Origin of the sequence: Luteococcus struthionis (assembly GCF_048595755.1) — a bacterium.
Classification (GTDB): domain Bacteria; phylum Actinomycetota; class Actinomycetes; order Propionibacteriales; family Propionibacteriaceae; genus Luteococcus.
The window spans coordinates 1,182,906-1,197,557 of record NZ_CP184360.1; the positions used below are offsets into that span (position 1 = coordinate 1,182,906).

Consider the following 14,652-nt stretch of genomic DNA (forward strand, 5'->3'; position numbering starts at 1 on the left):
TCCAGGCGGGCGGCCACATAGGATCGCATCATGATCATCCCACCGTCACCTGTGGATGAGGGCTCCCTGGTGGCCAAGGAACCGGGTGAGCGGTCCGAGGCCTGGATGGCGGCCCTCGGGACGGGTCTGTTGGCACTGGGCATGGCCCTGGGCCTGCTCGTGCTCGGCCTGCGCGGCTCCTACGGCGGGATGTTCGTGCTCACCTCGCAGCGCGCCCTGCAGGCGGTGCTCGGCACGGCCCTGATCGGGCTGGGAACCCTGGCGGTGCACGAATTGCTGCACGGACTGGGCATGGCCGCGTTGCATGCCCGGCCGCGCTTCGGCGCGGGCATCATGTCGCCCGGTCTGCCCTACCTCTACACCACCTGCGAGGGTCACCTGTTCACGCGGTGGCAGTACATCGTCATCTGCGCCATGCCCAATGTGGTGGTCAACCTGGTGCTGTTCTCGATGATCGTCTGGGGTTCCTCGCCCAGCTGGTGGGTGATCCCCTTCTCGCTGCACCTGTCGGGCGGGGTGGGTGACCTGTGGCTGTGCTGGGCGGCCTACAAGGAGGCACCCGGCACCCTCGTCGAGGACCAGCGCGCCGGCATCCGGGTGCTGCGCCCGGCGGCCTGAGTCCGGCTCACCACCTGGTGGGCAGGTGGGTGGGAAGACTGCGACGAGGGCCGCGGCGTTCCCGTCGGGGGCCGCCCAACAGCACCAGCAGCTCCACTCGATAACGCTGCCCGGCAAAGGGTTCCAGCAGCTCGGCGCAATCATCGTCGTCGAGCTCCTCACCGCACAGGGCCAGACTGATCTGCCGCGGCACGTGGTAGTCGCCGATGCTCCAGGCATCGGGATCGCCGTGGGCCTGCTGCCGGGTGCGGGCACTGGTCCACGGGCCGATGCCGGGCAGGCTGCGCAGCGCCGCATCCGCATCACTGCTGGTCAGGGTGCGTTCCAGTGCGCGGGAGCGACGGGCGGCGCCCACCAACGTCGTCGCTCGTCGCTGGTCCACACCGGCCTTGAGGTAGTCCCACGACGCGATGCCCGCCCACTGCGCGGGCCGCAGTGGCAGCCGCATGCCCTCGGCCGGATGCCCCCGGGTGCCGGCTGGCCCCGGCGCGGGCTCGCCGAGGCGGCGGGTCAACCGATGGATGGCGCGGAAGGCCTCGGCGCCGGTCACCTTCTGCTCCACGACGCTGGGCAGCAGGCTCTCGCAGACCAGGTCGGTGGCGCCCACGCGCAACCGTGGGAAGCGATGCACCAGTTCGCGCAGTACCGGATGGCTGGTCTCGAGTCGGCCCTCGTCGTGGCAGCCCAGCAGCCGCGGGGCCTGGTCCAGGGCCCACTCGGCGCCCTCTCCCCAGGCCCGCAGCGCGACGTCGTCGCCGTCGTCGCGCAGCTGCAGCAGCGCGGAGCCCTCGGGGGTCCAGCAGCTGCGCCACCAGACCTCTCCCACCCTGCGATGGGTGGGGTCGCCCGGCCCGCGACGCAGCCGTCCCAGGCACGCGTCCAGCCGTCCCGCGGCGCCCGGCAGCCGTCGCGAGGCGCCGGGCCGGTTGGATAAGGTCACGGTGTCCGACAGCACGGTGTCTGACCGCACGGGGGTGCGCCGGGGGTCCAGGCAGTCGTCACCCACAAATCGTCCATGTGCACTGAACATAAGGTAGGGCCCGTCATGGCACACGCGCATTCCCACGGTTCCTCCGCCCCGCCCAGCCCGGAGGTGGCTCGCGCCCAGCGGCGCGCCCTCGGCTGGATGCTCGGCTTCCTGATTCCCATCGGGCTGGCCACCATCGCGGCCCTGGTGCTGATGTGGCCGCACAACATGCAGGCGCACGTCCGGGCCGATTCGGCCACGGTCATGGTGGAGGGGGTGACCCTTCCCGGAGCCACCGTCACCATGGTCAATGAGATCAGTTGTGACGGCATGACCGGGTCGGTGGCCGACGAGACGCGTCCCTGCGCCCAGCTGCAGGTGCACCTGGACGAGGGGCCGGAGGCGGGCCAGACCAAGGAGGTGCCGCTGACCGCGGCGCACTATTCGTCGGGGGTCGAGGTGGGGGACCAGATCAAGGTCTACCGCACCCCCTCACCGCAGGACGGTTCGGTGAACTACCAGTTCGCCGAGTTCCAGCGCTCCACCCCGCTGATCTTCTTCGCGGCGGTCTTTGCGCTGCTGGTGGTCGTGGTGGCGCGCTGGCGTGGTTTCGCCTCGCTCCTGGGCCTGGTCTTCGCCGGTGCGGTGATGTGGAAGTTCATGTTCCCCGCGCTGATCGTGGGGCACAACCCGACGCTGGTGGGCCTGACGGCGAGCTCCGCGATCATGTTCGTCGTGCTCTATGCCGCACACGGTTTCTCCACTCGCACGACGACGGCGCTGGTGGGCACCCTGGCCGGTCTGCTGATCGCCGCGGGGCTGGGCTACTGGGCCACGAAGTGGGCACACCTGACGGGTGTCTCCAATGAGGACGACTTCCTGTTGGCCAGTGCCGCGCCAGACCTGAACCTGCAGGCGATGGTGATGTGTGGCGTGGTGATCGCCGGGCTGGGCGTGCTGAATGACGTGACCATCACGCAGGCCTCCGCGGTCTGGGAGATCGCCGACGGCCAGCGCGGCCGCGGTGAACTGTTCAAGGGCGCCATGCGCATTGGCCGCGACCACATTGCCTCGACGGTCTACACGACGGCCTTCGCGACGGCGGGTGCCATCCTGCCCACGCTGTTGTTGCTGACCATGTACCAGCGGCCCTTCGGCGAGGTGATGACCGGGGAGATGTTCGCCGGTGAGCTGGTGCGCACCCTGGTCGGCTCGATCGGTCTGGTGCTCTCGGTGCCGATGACCACGGCGATCGCGGCGGCCGCCGTCGCGGCTGGTGGTGGCGCCAAGGGTGGCTCCTCGGCCGCCCCGCTGCGGGCCAAGGGCAATGAGCTCCGCGAGCCGAGCGGGCCCCGGCAAGCAGACCTCGCGAGCCAGCCCTCCGCCAGCAACCGACGCGGGCGGGGCGCTGCGGCGGCCGATCACGAGAGGTACCGACGCCCGGGTTCCACGGGCTCCGACGAGGTGTGACCTTCGATACCCCCACCCCCAAAAACCAAGTCAAAACTGTGTCAAATACGCTTGCCTCAGACACAGTGCCCAGTGGGGGCACAGTGCCCTGATGACCGGGGCCCGGTGAAGGGGTGGCCATGCAGCGCGAGGACGTGGAGCGTCGGCTCCGTCTGCTGAGGATCGCCGTGGTCGTGCTGCCCTTGGTCTTCATGTCCGTCTTTCCCCTGGTGTGGCCCAGCCGCACGCACCTGGCCGCCGCGGCCGGGGGCGCGCTGGCGGTGATCGTCTTCGGGCTGCTCGTCTCGCACCAGGTGGAGCGTGGCTTTCGGCACATGCTCGCCCTGCAGGAACGTGCCGTGGCAGCCGAACGGCACAGTGCCGTGCTGCAGGAGCGGGAACGCATCGCGCGGGAGATGCACGACTCATTGGCCCAGGTGCTCTCGGTGGCGCACCTGAAGCTGCGCACCCTGCAGGATGCTCCCGAGCTGGAGGCGGCCGGGCGGGTGCGGGCCGAGCTGGGGGAGCTGGCCGACCTGTGCCGTGAGTCGTGCCGCGACGTGCGCGAGTCGATCCTGGGCTTGCGCGAATCGGGCCGCACCGATCGGGGCTTCGTCGAGGGCCTCGAGCACTACCTGGCCAGCTGGTCGCGTTCCAGCGGAGTCGCGGCCCGGCTGGAGCTGGACGTCGAGCCGGAGGCCCCGGAGCAGCCGCCCTTGGGGCAAGGGGCGCAGCCGCCCTGGGGTCAAGGGGCGCAGCTGCCCCCGGCCCATGAGGTGCAACTCAGCCGGGTGGTGCAGGAGGCTCTCACCAATGTGCGCAAGCACGCCCGGGCCAGCAATGCGGTGGTGCGGCTGGGGCACGGCGACGAGGGCACCGTGCTGAGCGTCTGCGACGACGGAGTGGGTTTTGACGCGCAGCGTGCCGGGCACGCCGACCACTACGGCCTGCACACCATGCGCGAACGCGTCGAGCAGCTGGGCGGCACCTTCGCGGTGACCTCGCGGGTGGGTGAGGGCACCCGGGTGGAGGCTCGGCTGCCATGCCGGATGGAGGTCTTGGGATGAACCAGTCCGTGCCTGCCCCGGAGCCGATCCGGGTCCTGCTGGTGGACGACCAGCCCCTGTTTCGGCGCGCCATCGCCTCCCTGGTGGACGAACAGCCAGATCTGGTGGTGGTCGGGCAGGGCAACAACGGCCTGGAGGGCGTCGAACTGGCCCACGAGCTGCGCCCCGACGTGGTGCTGATGGACGTCGAGATGCCGGTGATGGACGGGGTGCAGGCCGCGAGCCGCATCCTGCACGACCTGCCGGCCACCAAGGTCGTGATGCTCACCGTGAGTGAGGACGACGACCACCTGCTGCCCGCGGTGCGGCAGGGGGTGCACGGCTACCTGCTCAAGGACATGCACCCGAAGGAGCTGTTCGAGACCTTCCGCCAGGTGATGCGCGGCGAGAACCCGGTGGCGCCGGCGCTGGTGGGACGCCTGCTGGCCGAGCTGAGGCAGGGCGCGCCGACGGCCGGTGGCAGCCCCGAGGTGCAGGAGCCGCCGGCATTGAGTGCCCGCGAGCTGGAGATCCTCCGGCTGGTGGCCGGTGGTCTCAGCAACCGCGAGATCGGCTCCCGGCTGTCCATCACCGAGGGCACCGTCAAGAACCATGTGCACAATGCGCTGCGCAAGCTGGGGATGGACAACCGGATCCAGGCCGCGGCCTACATCGTGCGGCAGGGTCTGGCCACCCCGCCAGCTCCGTGAAAAATCCGGTGAAATAAACTCTGACTGGGGCGAAGATGTGCCGTCGACACCGCGGAATATGCCCAAGTTCTATCCAACGAGGGATGGTGTGCCGCTGGGCGGCACGGGATGATTTCGTCAATGGGTGCCACGTCTGACCCCACCCGCTCCGGGGGGTGGTCGGCTGGCTGGATCAGGAGGTGCGCGATGGCAGGAGGTGGAATGGTCGGCTGGGTCAAGAAGTACCTGGACATGAAGACCATCGTCCTGTCGGTGCTGGCCATCGCGATCGGTGGCGTGATCGGTCTGGGGGTCTACACCTTCGTCTTCGCGAAGGGCTTGTCGTACTTCGGCACCGATCCCGCCACGTGCAACAACTGCCATGCGATGAACGAGGAGTACAACGCATGGAAGGCGGGCAGCCACCACGCGGTGGCCACCTGCAATGACTGCCACCTGCCGCACGACAACGTCGTGCACAAGTACTGGGTGAAGGCCGAGGACGGATTCCTGCACGGGCTGAAGTTCAGCACCGGTTGGTATCCCGAGAACATCCAGATCCGCGACGTCAACATGAAGGTGGCCGAGGCGAACTGCCTGCGTTGCCACGGCGACCTGACCGAGGACGTCCAGATGACCCGTAGCCATGACACCCAGGTGTCGTGCGTCCAATGCCACAGCGAAGTTGGTCACAGGAAGTGAACTGTCATGAGTAATCCAGTGACACCTCCGGAGCCCAAGCGGCGGACCAAGGTGATCCTCGGAGTGCTGGTGCTGGCCAGCCTCCTGGCCACCCTGGTGATTGCCGCCCTGCTCGCGGACGTCGTCAAGAAGCAGAGTGAGGCGAAGGAGCCCTACTTCCAGGCGGTCGAGCTCACCGACACCACGGTGGATCCGGCCATCTGGGGGAAGAACTTCCCCATCCAGTACGAGATGTACAAGAAGACGGCCGACATGGAGCCCACCGAGCACGGCGGCTCCAATCCCACCAAGCGCGAGGCCACCGCGAACGACCCGCGCACCACGGTGGCGGCCCAGGAAGTGGATCGTGAACCGCGGCTGCGCAAGCTGTGGGACGGCTACGCCTTCGCCGTCGACTACCGCGAGGCCCGCGGCCACGAGTACATGCTCACCGACCAGCGCCTGACGCGTCGCGTGCAGGAATTCGATCAGCCGGGTGCCTGCATCAACTGCCACGCCTCCACCTACACCGTCTTCAAGGACGAGGGCGGCGGCGACTTGATGAAGGGCTTCGACGCGATCAACCACCAGAAGTACCTGGACATCACCGACAAGTTCGAGCACCCGATCGCCTGCATCGACTGCCACGATCCCAAGACCATGGCGCTGCGCGTCACCAAGCCGGCCTTCATGAACGGCATCAAGTCGCTCAAGGCCAGCGAGGGCATCAAGGACTACGACGTCAACAAGGACGCCACCCCGTCGGAGATGCGCTCCTATGTCTGTGCCCAGTGCCACGTCGAGTACTACTTCAAGGGTGAGGGCAACACGCTGCACTTCCCGTGGAGCAAGGGTCTCAACATCGAGCAGGAGTACGCCGACAGCACCAGCCACGTCGACTGGGTGCATGCCCGCACCGGCATGCCGGGCCTGAAGGCCCAGCATCCCGACTTCGAGACCTGGAGCCAGGGCATCCACGCCAAGGCCGGCGTCAGCTGTGCCGACTGCCACATGCCCTACAAGCGCCAGGGTGCCGCGAAGGTCAGCGACCACCAGGTGCGCAGCCCGATGCTGGACGTGAACTCCTCCTGCCAGACCTGTCACAAGGCTGACGAGAAGGAGATGAAGGAACGGGTCAGCAACATCCAGAACAACTTCCTCAAGACCATGGATGCCACCTACACCGCCGTCGACGAGCTGATCGACGACATCGAGGCGGCGCAGAAGGCAGGGGTCGCCGAGGATCGTCTGGAAGCGGCGCGCCTGTACCAGCGCAAGGCCTCCTTCTACCTGGACTACTCCGAGAGCGAGAACTCCAACGGCTTCCATGCCCCGGCCTACAGCCAGCAGATCCTGGCCGACGCCACGAATGCGGCACGTCAGGGCCAGCTGGCCCTGCAGGGCAAGAAGACCGAGCCGGCTCCCGTTCCGCTGAGCGAGGAGGGCAAGAAGGCCTACGAGAAGAAGCTGAAGGCCGCGGCCGAGAAGAAGGCGAAGGCCGATGCCAATGCCTCCGAGAAGTCGCCTGCCACCGCGCAGACACCCAAGCTTCCGGCCAGCCTGACCCCCTCGGCGACGCCGAGCAAGAAGGGCTGAAAGCCAAGGCAGCAAGCTTCCTGACCGACCAGCGGGCGGGGGTGGACCTCAAAGTCCACCCCCGCCCGTTCGTCATGGAAGGGCTCTCACTACAGTGAGCGGCAACGAATATGCCTTGCACATTCCGTATCTAACACGCCAGCCTTCGGGAGCCACTGATGACCACCGCAGACAGCCAGCGCAGCGCCGCGATCCAGGCCCTCGGGTTGCCCGCGCATGCCACCCCGGAAGAGGTCGCAGCGGCGCGAGAACAGCTGGTCGCCTTCCTCGACCAGGCGCCGTCCGAACTCGACGGGTGGGCCCAGCGACAGCGCCGTCTGGCCGAGCGTGCCGTGGGCGATGACGCGCAGATCGACGAGGACCTGGAGCTGAGCGGGCTCGAGGACCAGGCTCCGGTTGCCGCGGTGCCCGCGGTCTCGGCCGCACCCAAGCGTCGCAACCGGCTGGTGACGGGTCTGGGGCTGGCCACCCTGGGTGCCGCCGTCGTCCTGGGCGTCTACCTGCTCGATGACGGGGGGCAGCCCCAGCAGGCCACCAGCGAGGCCTCATCCCCGGCCGACGGGCAGCAGATGAGCACTCCCAAGCCGGTGGACCCCAAGATGGTGGCCACCCTGGAGGAGAAGATCAAGAAGGATCCCAAGGACGTCTTGTCGATGAAGGCGCTCGGCCAGATCTACGACGGCGCCCAGGAGTACAAGAAGGCCGCCCAGTGGCAGGCACGGGTCACCAAGGTGACCCCCAAGGACAGCGACGCGTGGACCGCACTGGGTGTGGCGCACTTCAACGACGCCAACCTGGACGAGGCGGAGAAGGCCTGGAACCAGGCGGCCAAGCTGGACCCCAAGAAGGCCGTCATCCACTACAACCTCGGCTTCCTGCACATGTCGCGCAATGACATGGACAAGGCCAAGGCCGCCTGGCAGAAGGTGGTCGAGCTGGAGCCGGACTCGGATCTGGCCAAGACCGTCCAGTCACACCTGGGAGGGCCGTCCAGCACCCCCGCGGCCAAGTCATCGACCACACCCGCCGCCTCGGCCCCCACCACTCCCAACGCCTCGTCGGCTCCTTCCGGCTCGGCCACCCCGCCGCGTTGATGACATGGACAACCTGACCCTTCCGATCGCGCTGCTGGCGGGCATCGTCAGCTTCGCCTCACCCTGCTTCCTGCCGATCGTGCCGGTCTACGTCGGTTACCTGGTGGGTAGCGACGAGCAGCGCACCAGGCTGGGCGCGCTGCGGCAGGCGCTGGCCTTCGTGCTGGGCTTCAGCGTGGTCTTCGTCGGGCTGTGGGCCTCCATCGGTCTGGTCGGCTGGGTGATCGGTGACCATCGTGACCTGCTGCGCTGGGCCGGTGGTCTGGTGCTGGTGGTGATGGGCCTGCACGTGGCCGGCCTGGTGGAGATCCCCTTCCTGTCACGCAGCCTGGGCGGCCCCCGTTCGGGCCGCGGCAGCCAAGCCCCCAGCACCGGCCGGTCGCTGGCGCTCGGGTTGGCCTTCGGCGCCGGGTGGACGCCCTGCATCGGGCCGATCCTGGGCGGGATCATCGCGCTGGCCACCCAGTCGAGCAGCGTCTGGCACGGTGCCGCCCTGCTGGTGGCCTACTGCCTGGGGCTGGGGATCCCCTTCGTCGCGGTGGCGCTGGGGGCGTCCTGGGTGAGCGAGCGGCTCACCTGGTTCACCCGCCACGAGGCCGCGGTCCAACTGGTCTCCGGAGCACTGCTGGTGCTGGTCGGATTCCTGGTGGTCACAGACCAGTTCAGCAAGCTCCAGAGCTTCGGAGTATGAGGAAGATGCCATGAGTACAGCCGTGAAGACCCCGCCGCAGGGGCTCGACACCGGGCCGGGGGCAGACATCACCCCCAAGGAGATGCTGCTGCGCATCTACCGCCTGTTCTACAACAAGCGGATCGGCCTGTTCCTGATCTTCGCGATGGCACTGCTCGCCCTGGTGGGGGTGCTCTTCCCGCAGGCCGACGCCCAGACCTACAACAACCCGGACTGGTACCGCTCCTTCCTGGAGGAGCAGCGCCCCCGCTACCGCGGCTGGACGATGCCGCTGAGCTTCCTGGGCGTCTTCCACATGTTCAGCTCGTGGCCCTTCCGGATCGTCACGGTGCTGTTGGCGCTGAGCATCATCGGCTGCACCACGCACCGCCTGCCGACCCTGTGGAAGAACGCCACGCAGCCCCACACCCATGTGCGCGAGGGCTTCTTCGACCACGCCCGCACCCGTCGCACCGTGGAGCTGGCCGGCAGCCCGCAGGCGCTCTTCGACGATGCCCGTACCAAGCTGGCCGCCGAGCACTACCGGGTGATCGAGGACAGCCGCGACGACGGCCTGAACCTCTACGCCGACAAGCACCGTTGGATGCCGCTGGGAACCGCCCTGGCCCACACCGCCTTCGTGCTGATCCTGCTGGGCGTGCTCATCACCAACAACACCGGTTTCCGCAACAACGAGTTCACCGTGCCGGTGGGCATGGGGCCGCAGCCGGTGGGGCACGGCACCAACCTGGCGGTGGAGGCCAAGAGCTTCACCGACACCTACCACGACGACGGTTCCCCGATGGACTACGCCTCGGAGCTGGTGCTCTACGAGGACGGCAAGCAGGTCAAGCAGCACACCACCCGGGTGAACTCGCCGATGACGTACGACGGGATCGCCTTCAACCAGGCCTACTTCGGCTTCGCCGCCGAGGTGACCGTCAAGGATGCCGCGGGCAAGCAGGTCTACCACGGTGGGGTGCCGCTGCAGTACAGCACCGACGACAAGCTGACGAACTTCGGCAAGGTGGAATTCCCGGACAAGGGCTTCAACATGTTCGTCATCGCGCCGGCCTCCGGCCAGGTGGATGCCCGCATCGCCCCCGGCCAGGTGCAGGTGGAGTTCTACGACCGCACCACCGACGAGCCGCTCGACAAGCAGGTGATCAGCCAGGGCCGCGAGCAGCAGGTGAACGGTCTGGCCGTCACCCTGGAGCGTGAGCGCCAGTTCACCGGCCTGATGGTCAGCAAGGACAATGGCGCGATCCTGGTGTGGATCGGCTCCTTCCTGCTGGTGCTGGGGACCATCTGCACCATGTTCTACCGCCACCAGCGCATCTGGTTGCGCGTGCACCGCACCGACGACGGTGGCAGCCAGGTGCGCGTCGCCTCGCCCGACCGCCACGACACGATCTTCGAGCAGAAGGTCTTCCGCTTGGTCGACTCGCTCGGCAAGCCCACCAGTCCTGACACCGACGACACGACCTCTTCCGGGAGCACCCATGCTTGAGATCTCCAAGTACTGCCTCTACGCCTCGATCGCCCTGGTGGCGCTGGCCGCAGTGGCCTACATCACGTCGCTGACCACCACCCGACGCAATGCCCAGGTGGCCACGGCGGGTGCCCAGCAGGCCACCCCGGTGCGCGGGGTCGCCTGGTACGGCAGCCAGTTGACGGTGCTGGCCTTCATCCTGATGACGATCGCCCTGGTCTGTCGCACCATCGTGGTCAAGCACGCACCCTTCGCGAACCAGTACGAGTTCGCGTGCTCCTTCGGGTGGGGAATGCTGGCCTTCTACGTCTACTTCGAGCGTCGCCACCATGCTCGCGCGCTGGGCATCGCCCTGCTGCCGCTGGCCCTGACCATGCTGGTCTATGCCGCCACCCGTGACGACAGCGTCAAGCCTCTGGTGCCCGCCCTGCAGAGCCCCTTCATGCTGACGGTGCACGTCTTCCTCGCGGTTCTGGGCTACGGCGCCGGTGCCGTCGCCTCGGCCGCCGGCATCCTGTACCTGGTCAAGCCGAAGGTGCGCTGGAGCGGGCTTCCCAGCCTGGAGCGTCTGGACGAGCTGGGCTACCGCGCGGTGGTCTTCAGCTTCCCGCTGCTGACCATGATGAACATCCAGGGCGCCATCTGGGCCAACACCGCCTGGGGCCGCTACTGGAGCTGGGATCCCAAGGAGACCGCGGCCATGGTCACCTGGCTGATCTACGGCGCCTACCTGCACGCCCGGGTGACCAAGGGCTGGCAGGGCAACCGCTCGGCCTGGCTGCTGATCCTGGGCTTCGGCGCCATCATCTTCACCTTCCTGGGCAACCACTTCTTCGGTGGCCTGCACTCCTACGGTGGCTGAGGGGGACGACATGAGCGAGAACCACACCGAGCCGGCACCCACCTCCGGCGACTGGCGCGAACGGTTGCGCCGCAGCAAGTACGGCAGTGGCCTGGTCTTGGCCCTCACCCTGGCGCTGGTGCTGGGCGGGGCCTGGTTGCTGGGCCGTCCCAGCGGTGAGGACGAGCCGGAGCAGGCAGCGCTCAACGGTGCCACCGCAGTGACCCTGGAGGGTGACCAGAGTGGAAGCGCCCCGGAGGTAGGCCAGCCCGCGCCCGGTTTCAGCGCGACCACGCTGGACGGCACCAAGGTCTCGCTGGCCCAGCTGAAGGGCAAGCCGGTGTGGCTGAACTTCGGTGCCACCTGGTGCACCGCCTGTCGCGCCGAGGCGCCAGACATCGAGGCGGCGTGGAAGAAGCACCAGGCCGAGGACGTGATGGTGCTGTCGGTCTTCATCAACGAGGACCAGTCGACGATCCAGGGCTATGCCAACCGGTTGGGGCTGACCGTGCCGATGATCAGTGACCCGGAGACCACCATCGCCTCGCGCTACCGCTCGCTGGGCATCCCGTCGCACTTCTTCATCGACCGCGACGGTGTGCTGCGCAAGAGCCACATGGGCGCCCTGACCGCGGAACAGATGGACGAGAACCTGGCCCTCATCAAGGGCTGAACCTTCCTTTCCTGCGTTGTCGGCGCCATTGTCGCGGCCAATGTGATATCTGGTGGAGTGAGAAGTCCCCAAGCCAGAAGTCCCAGAGCCAACGGAGGAAGGACGGATCATGAAGGACATCACCAGGATCGTCGTGGGAACCGACGGATCGCCAGAGGCCTGGAATGTGGCCAACTGGGCCGCGGGGCAGGCCGAACGCCAGCAGGTGCCCTTGCAGGTGCTGCGCTCGGTGGAGCTTCCCACGGTCGAGTCGCCCGGGGCCGAGCTGTCGCCGGCCGAGCACTGGTACTCCCCGGACGTGGTGGACGAGGTGCGTTCCCAGGCCACCGAGCAGCTCGACGGGGTGGTGGCGCGCATCCGCGACCAGTACCCCGGCATCCAGGTGGAGCGCGAACTGCTGGTGGGCCATCCCGCCCGCACCGTGCTGGACAGCACCCAGCCGGGTGACTTGTTGGTGGTGGGGCGCTCCCACATGACCGGCCTGCTGGGCCGCATGGTCGGCAGCACCACCGAGGAGGTGCTCACCCACGCCAGGGTGCCCGTCGTGGTGGTGCCGCCCACCGAGCACGACGCGACCGGTCCGGTGGTGGTCGGCGTCGACCAGAGCAGCTCGCAGGAGGCCTTCGTGGTGGCCCTGGAGTGGAGCCTGGAGCGGAACCTGCCGCTGCTGGCCGTCGCCGCCAATGACTTCGACAAGGCCTTCTGGGCGCGGCAGAGCCCGTCGCTCGCCGAGAAGCGCCGCGAGCAGTTGGAGACCGAACAGGTGCGTCTGCTGCAGCCGCTGGTGGACCAGCAGCCCGGTGCCTCGGTGCGGGTGGCCGTGGTGGACGGTGAACCGGTGACGGCGCTGCGGCAGGCATCGCAGGGAGCCAGCCTGTTGGTGGTGGGCAGCCGTGGGCGCGGTGGTTTCTCCGGCCTGCTGCTCGGCTCCACCTCGCGTTCGCTGGGCCGTGAGTGCGACGTACCGTTGCTGGTGGTGCCCAACGTCAAGGACTGAGCAACGGGAGCAGCATGGCAACGCCGATCGAGCAGTACGCCTTCCTGGGGGACCGCCACGGCAGTGCGCTGGTCTCGTCCACGGGATCCATCGACTGGCTCTGCCTGCCGGACTTCGACTCCGCGGCCTGCATGGCCTCGCTGCTGGGCACCGAGGAGCACGGACGATGGTTGCTGGCGCCGCTGCAGCAGGATGCCGTGCTGGAGCGTCACTACCTGCCGGACAGTCTGGTGCTGGAGTCCACCTGGCGTTGTGACGATGCCGTGGTGCGGGTGCGGGAGTTCATGCCCACCGGTGATGGCCGCGCGGACCTGATCCGACGCGTGGAGTGCCTGGAGGGGCGCATCACCATGCGCCACGAATGGTCGGTGCGCCCCTGGTACGGCCTGCGCCGTCCGCTGGTCTCGCGCAAGTCGCTCGGTGAGCTCGACGCGCTGGTGGCGGTGGACGGCCCTGACACCTTCGTGTTGCGGGGGCCGGGCCTGCCGGAGCCGGACTCGAGCGGCGCCATGAGCACCCAGTTCGAGATCTCGGCCGGTGAGTGCTGGGAATTCGACTTGGTCTGGCAGCCGTCCACCGAGCCCCTGCTGGACTCACGCACGAGTCACGGCAGCCTGCAGCGCGTCCTGGACGATTCCCGCCAGTGGCTCGAGCGGTGTTCCTACCAGGGGCCGTGGCGGGAGCAGGTGCGGACCTCCTTGGTGGTCCTGCGCCACCTGACGCATGAACGCACCGGGGGCATCGTGGCCGCCCCCACCACCTCGTTGCCGGAGGAGCCGGGTGGGGAGCGCAACTGGGACTACCGCTACTCGTGGCTGCGCGATTCCGCGTTGACGATCGAGGCGCTGTTGCGGGCCGGGATGAAGGGCCGGGTCACGCCCTGGCGCGACTGGCTGGTGCGCGCGGTGGCCGGTGATCCGGAGCACATGCAGATCATGTACCGCGTGGATGCCGGCCATGACCTGCCCGAGCGCGAACTCGATCACCTGCCCGGCTACGGGGGCGCCCGTCCGGTGCGCATCGGCAATGGCGCCGTCGACCAGCGCCAGACCGACGTGCTGGGCGAGGTGATGCTGGCCCTGCACCAGGCCCGTCGGGCCGGGGTGGCCGAGGGCGAGCTGTCGGCGCGGCTGCAGGTGGCGCTGGTGGACGAGCTGGCCCGCCACTGGGACGAGGCCGACCACGGAATCTGGGAGATCCGTGGCCCGGTGCGTCACTTCACCCACTCCCGGGCCATGGTCTGGGCCGCCATGGACCTGGCGATCAAGGGAGTCGAGTCCGGTGAGCTGCCGGCCCACGGCCAGGTGGCGCTGTGGCGCGAGGTTCGCGAGGCCGTGCGGGCCGAGATCGACGAGCGAGGGGTCTGCCCCCGTCGCGGCTGCTTCGTGCAGCACTACGAGACCGACGAGGTGGATGCCTCACTGCTGCAGCTGCAGCACATCGGCTTCTGCGAGGCCGACGATCCCCGCTTCGTCGCCACGGTCGAGGCGATCGAGCAGGACCTGCTGGTGGATGGCCTGGTGCTGCGCTACCGGACCAGTTCCGGGGTGGACGGGCTGGAGGGTGAGGAGCATCCCTTCGTGCTGTGCAGCTTCTGGCTGGTCTCGGCCCTGGCCGCGATCGGGCGGATCGACGACGCCCGCGCGTTGATGCAGCGCCTGGTGGATCTGGCCTCACCGCTGGGCCTCTACGGCGAGGAGGTGGGCTCGGACGGGCGCCACCACGGCAACTTCCCCCAGGCCTTCAGCCACCTGGGGCTGGTGGTGGCTGCGCATGACCTGCGGGATGCCTGGCAGGGGGCCGGGCGCGAACCCTGGTGGTGAGCGTCAGGCCCGGTCG

14 protein-coding genes are annotated in these 14,652 nt (G+C 68.3%); 13 read left to right on the top strand and 1 reads right to left on the bottom strand.

All coding sequences use genetic code 11. The annotated features are described in order from the left end of the window. The first annotated feature begins 30 nt into the window (after window positions 1–30). On the top strand, window positions 31–618 hold the full coding sequence (locus tag ACOAMO_RS05430) for a DUF3267 domain-containing protein (RefSeq protein ID WP_420176570.1): 588 nt from the start codon (window positions 31–33) through the stop codon (window positions 616–618). 7 nt (window positions 619–625) lie between these two features. On the opposite strand, the gene ACOAMO_RS05435 is transcribed toward ACOAMO_RS05430, so the two are convergent. After that, window positions 626–1,558, bottom strand: coding sequence for a DNA-3-methyladenine glycosylase family protein (locus ACOAMO_RS05435; protein WP_420176571.1), 933 nt, complete (start codon window positions 1,556–1,558; stop codon window positions 626–628). A gap of 105 nt (window positions 1,559–1,663) precedes the next feature. Here ACOAMO_RS05435 and ACOAMO_RS05440 point away from each other — a divergent pair, with 105 nt between their 5' ends. From ACOAMO_RS05440 to ACOAMO_RS05495, 12 genes are all read left to right on the top strand, one after another. Beyond that, complete coding sequence (locus ACOAMO_RS05440; RefSeq protein WP_420176572.1) at window positions 1,664–3,055, top strand: YibE/F family protein; 1,392 nt, start codon at window positions 1,664–1,666, stop codon at window positions 3,053–3,055. Between the two features lie 119 nt (window positions 3,056–3,174). Next, on the top strand, window positions 3,175–4,101 hold the full coding sequence (locus ACOAMO_RS05445) for a sensor histidine kinase (protein WP_420176573.1): 927 nt from the start codon (window positions 3,175–3,177) through the stop codon (window positions 4,099–4,101). After that, window positions 4,098–4,790 carry a response regulator gene (locus tag ACOAMO_RS05450; protein WP_420176574.1) on the top strand — a complete coding sequence of 231 codons (693 nt, stop codon included), beginning with the start codon at window positions 4,098–4,100 and terminating at the stop codon, window positions 4,788–4,790. Before ACOAMO_RS05445 ends, ACOAMO_RS05450 begins: the two co-directional genes overlap by 4 nt. A 186-nt stretch (window positions 4,791–4,976) precedes the next feature. Then, the gene (gene nrfH / locus ACOAMO_RS05455) at window positions 4,977–5,471 is read left to right on the top strand and encodes a cytochrome c nitrite reductase small subunit (RefSeq protein WP_420176575.1); all 495 of its coding nucleotides are present in this window, start codon (window positions 4,977–4,979) and stop codon (window positions 5,469–5,471) included. A 6-nt stretch (window positions 5,472–5,477) separates the two neighbouring features. Continuing rightward, window positions 5,478–7,046 (top strand): ammonia-forming cytochrome c nitrite reductase subunit c552, encoded by a 1,569-nt coding sequence (locus ACOAMO_RS05460; RefSeq protein WP_420176576.1) that lies wholly within the window; start codon window positions 5,478–5,480, stop codon window positions 7,044–7,046. Between the two features lie 158 nt (window positions 7,047–7,204). Beyond that, on the top strand, window positions 7,205–8,140 hold the full coding sequence (locus ACOAMO_RS05465; RefSeq protein WP_420176577.1) for a tetratricopeptide repeat protein: 936 nt from the start codon (window positions 7,205–7,207) through the stop codon (window positions 8,138–8,140). Window positions 8,141–8,144: 4 nt separating this feature from the next. After that, entirely contained in the window at window positions 8,145–8,831 is a 687-nt protein-coding gene (locus ACOAMO_RS05470) for a cytochrome c biogenesis CcdA family protein (RefSeq protein ID WP_420176578.1), read from the top strand. Window positions 8,832–8,841: 10 nt separating this feature from the next. Beyond that, window positions 8,842–10,320 carry a cytochrome c biogenesis protein ResB gene (resB, locus tag ACOAMO_RS05475; protein WP_420176579.1) on the top strand — a complete coding sequence of 493 codons (1,479 nt, stop codon included), beginning with the start codon at window positions 8,842–8,844 and terminating at the stop codon, window positions 10,318–10,320. Continuing rightward, complete coding sequence (gene ccsB / locus ACOAMO_RS05480) at window positions 10,313–11,164, top strand: c-type cytochrome biogenesis protein CcsB (RefSeq protein WP_420176580.1); 852 nt, start codon at window positions 10,313–10,315, stop codon at window positions 11,162–11,164. The genes resB and ccsB overlap by 8 nt, the downstream gene beginning before the upstream one ends. Window positions 11,165–11,174: 10 nt before the next feature. After that, window positions 11,175–11,816 (top strand): TlpA family protein disulfide reductase, encoded by a 642-nt coding sequence (locus ACOAMO_RS05485; protein ID WP_420176581.1) that lies wholly within the window; start codon window positions 11,175–11,177, stop codon window positions 11,814–11,816. 109 nt (window positions 11,817–11,925) lie between these two features. Continuing rightward, a complete protein-coding gene (locus ACOAMO_RS05490; RefSeq protein ID WP_420176582.1) occupies window positions 11,926–12,813 on the top strand; it encodes a universal stress protein in 888 nt (295 codons plus the stop codon). Between the two features lie 14 nt (window positions 12,814–12,827). Next, window positions 12,828–14,636, top strand: a complete 1,809-nt coding sequence (locus ACOAMO_RS05495) for a glycoside hydrolase family 15 protein (protein WP_420176583.1) — start codon at window positions 12,828–12,830, stop codon at window positions 14,634–14,636. Window positions 14,637–14,652: the final 16 nt, after the last annotated feature.

Excerpts from the sequence above, each read along its gene's own strand:
- ACOAMO_RS05460 (WP_420176576.1), top strand. The coding sequence starts at position 5,478 with ATGAGTAATCCAGTGACACCTCCGGAGCCCAAGCGGCGGACCAAGGTG.
- ACOAMO_RS05450 (WP_420176574.1), top strand. The coding sequence starts at position 4,098 with ATGAACCAGTCCGTGCCTGCCCCGGAGCCGATCCGGGTCCTGCTGGTG.
- ACOAMO_RS05440 (WP_420176572.1), top strand. The coding sequence starts at position 1,664 with ATGGCACACGCGCATTCCCACGGTTCCTCCGCCCCGCCCAGCCCGGAG.
- ccsB (WP_420176580.1), top strand. The coding sequence starts at position 10,313 with ATGCTTGAGATCTCCAAGTACTGCCTCTACGCCTCGATCGCCCTGGTG.
- ACOAMO_RS05485 (WP_420176581.1), top strand. The coding sequence starts at position 11,175 with ATGAGCGAGAACCACACCGAGCCGGCACCCACCTCCGGCGACTGGCGC.
- ACOAMO_RS05445 (WP_420176573.1), top strand. The coding sequence starts at position 3,175 with ATGCAGCGCGAGGACGTGGAGCGTCGGCTCCGTCTGCTGAGGATCGCC.
- ACOAMO_RS05495 (WP_420176583.1), top strand. The coding sequence starts at position 12,828 with ATGGCAACGCCGATCGAGCAGTACGCCTTCCTGGGGGACCGCCACGGC.
- ACOAMO_RS05490 (WP_420176582.1), top strand. The coding sequence starts at position 11,926 with ATGAAGGACATCACCAGGATCGTCGTGGGAACCGACGGATCGCCAGAG.
- ACOAMO_RS05465 (WP_420176577.1), top strand. The coding sequence starts at position 7,205 with ATGACCACCGCAGACAGCCAGCGCAGCGCCGCGATCCAGGCCCTCGGG.
- ACOAMO_RS05430 (WP_420176570.1), top strand. The coding sequence starts at position 31 with ATGATCATCCCACCGTCACCTGTGGATGAGGGCTCCCTGGTGGCCAAG.
- resB (WP_420176579.1), top strand. The coding sequence starts at position 8,842 with ATGAGTACAGCCGTGAAGACCCCGCCGCAGGGGCTCGACACCGGGCCG.
- nrfH (WP_420176575.1), top strand. The coding sequence starts at position 4,977 with ATGGCAGGAGGTGGAATGGTCGGCTGGGTCAAGAAGTACCTGGACATG.
- ACOAMO_RS05470 (WP_420176578.1), top strand. The coding sequence starts at position 8,145 with ATGGACAACCTGACCCTTCCGATCGCGCTGCTGGCGGGCATCGTCAGC.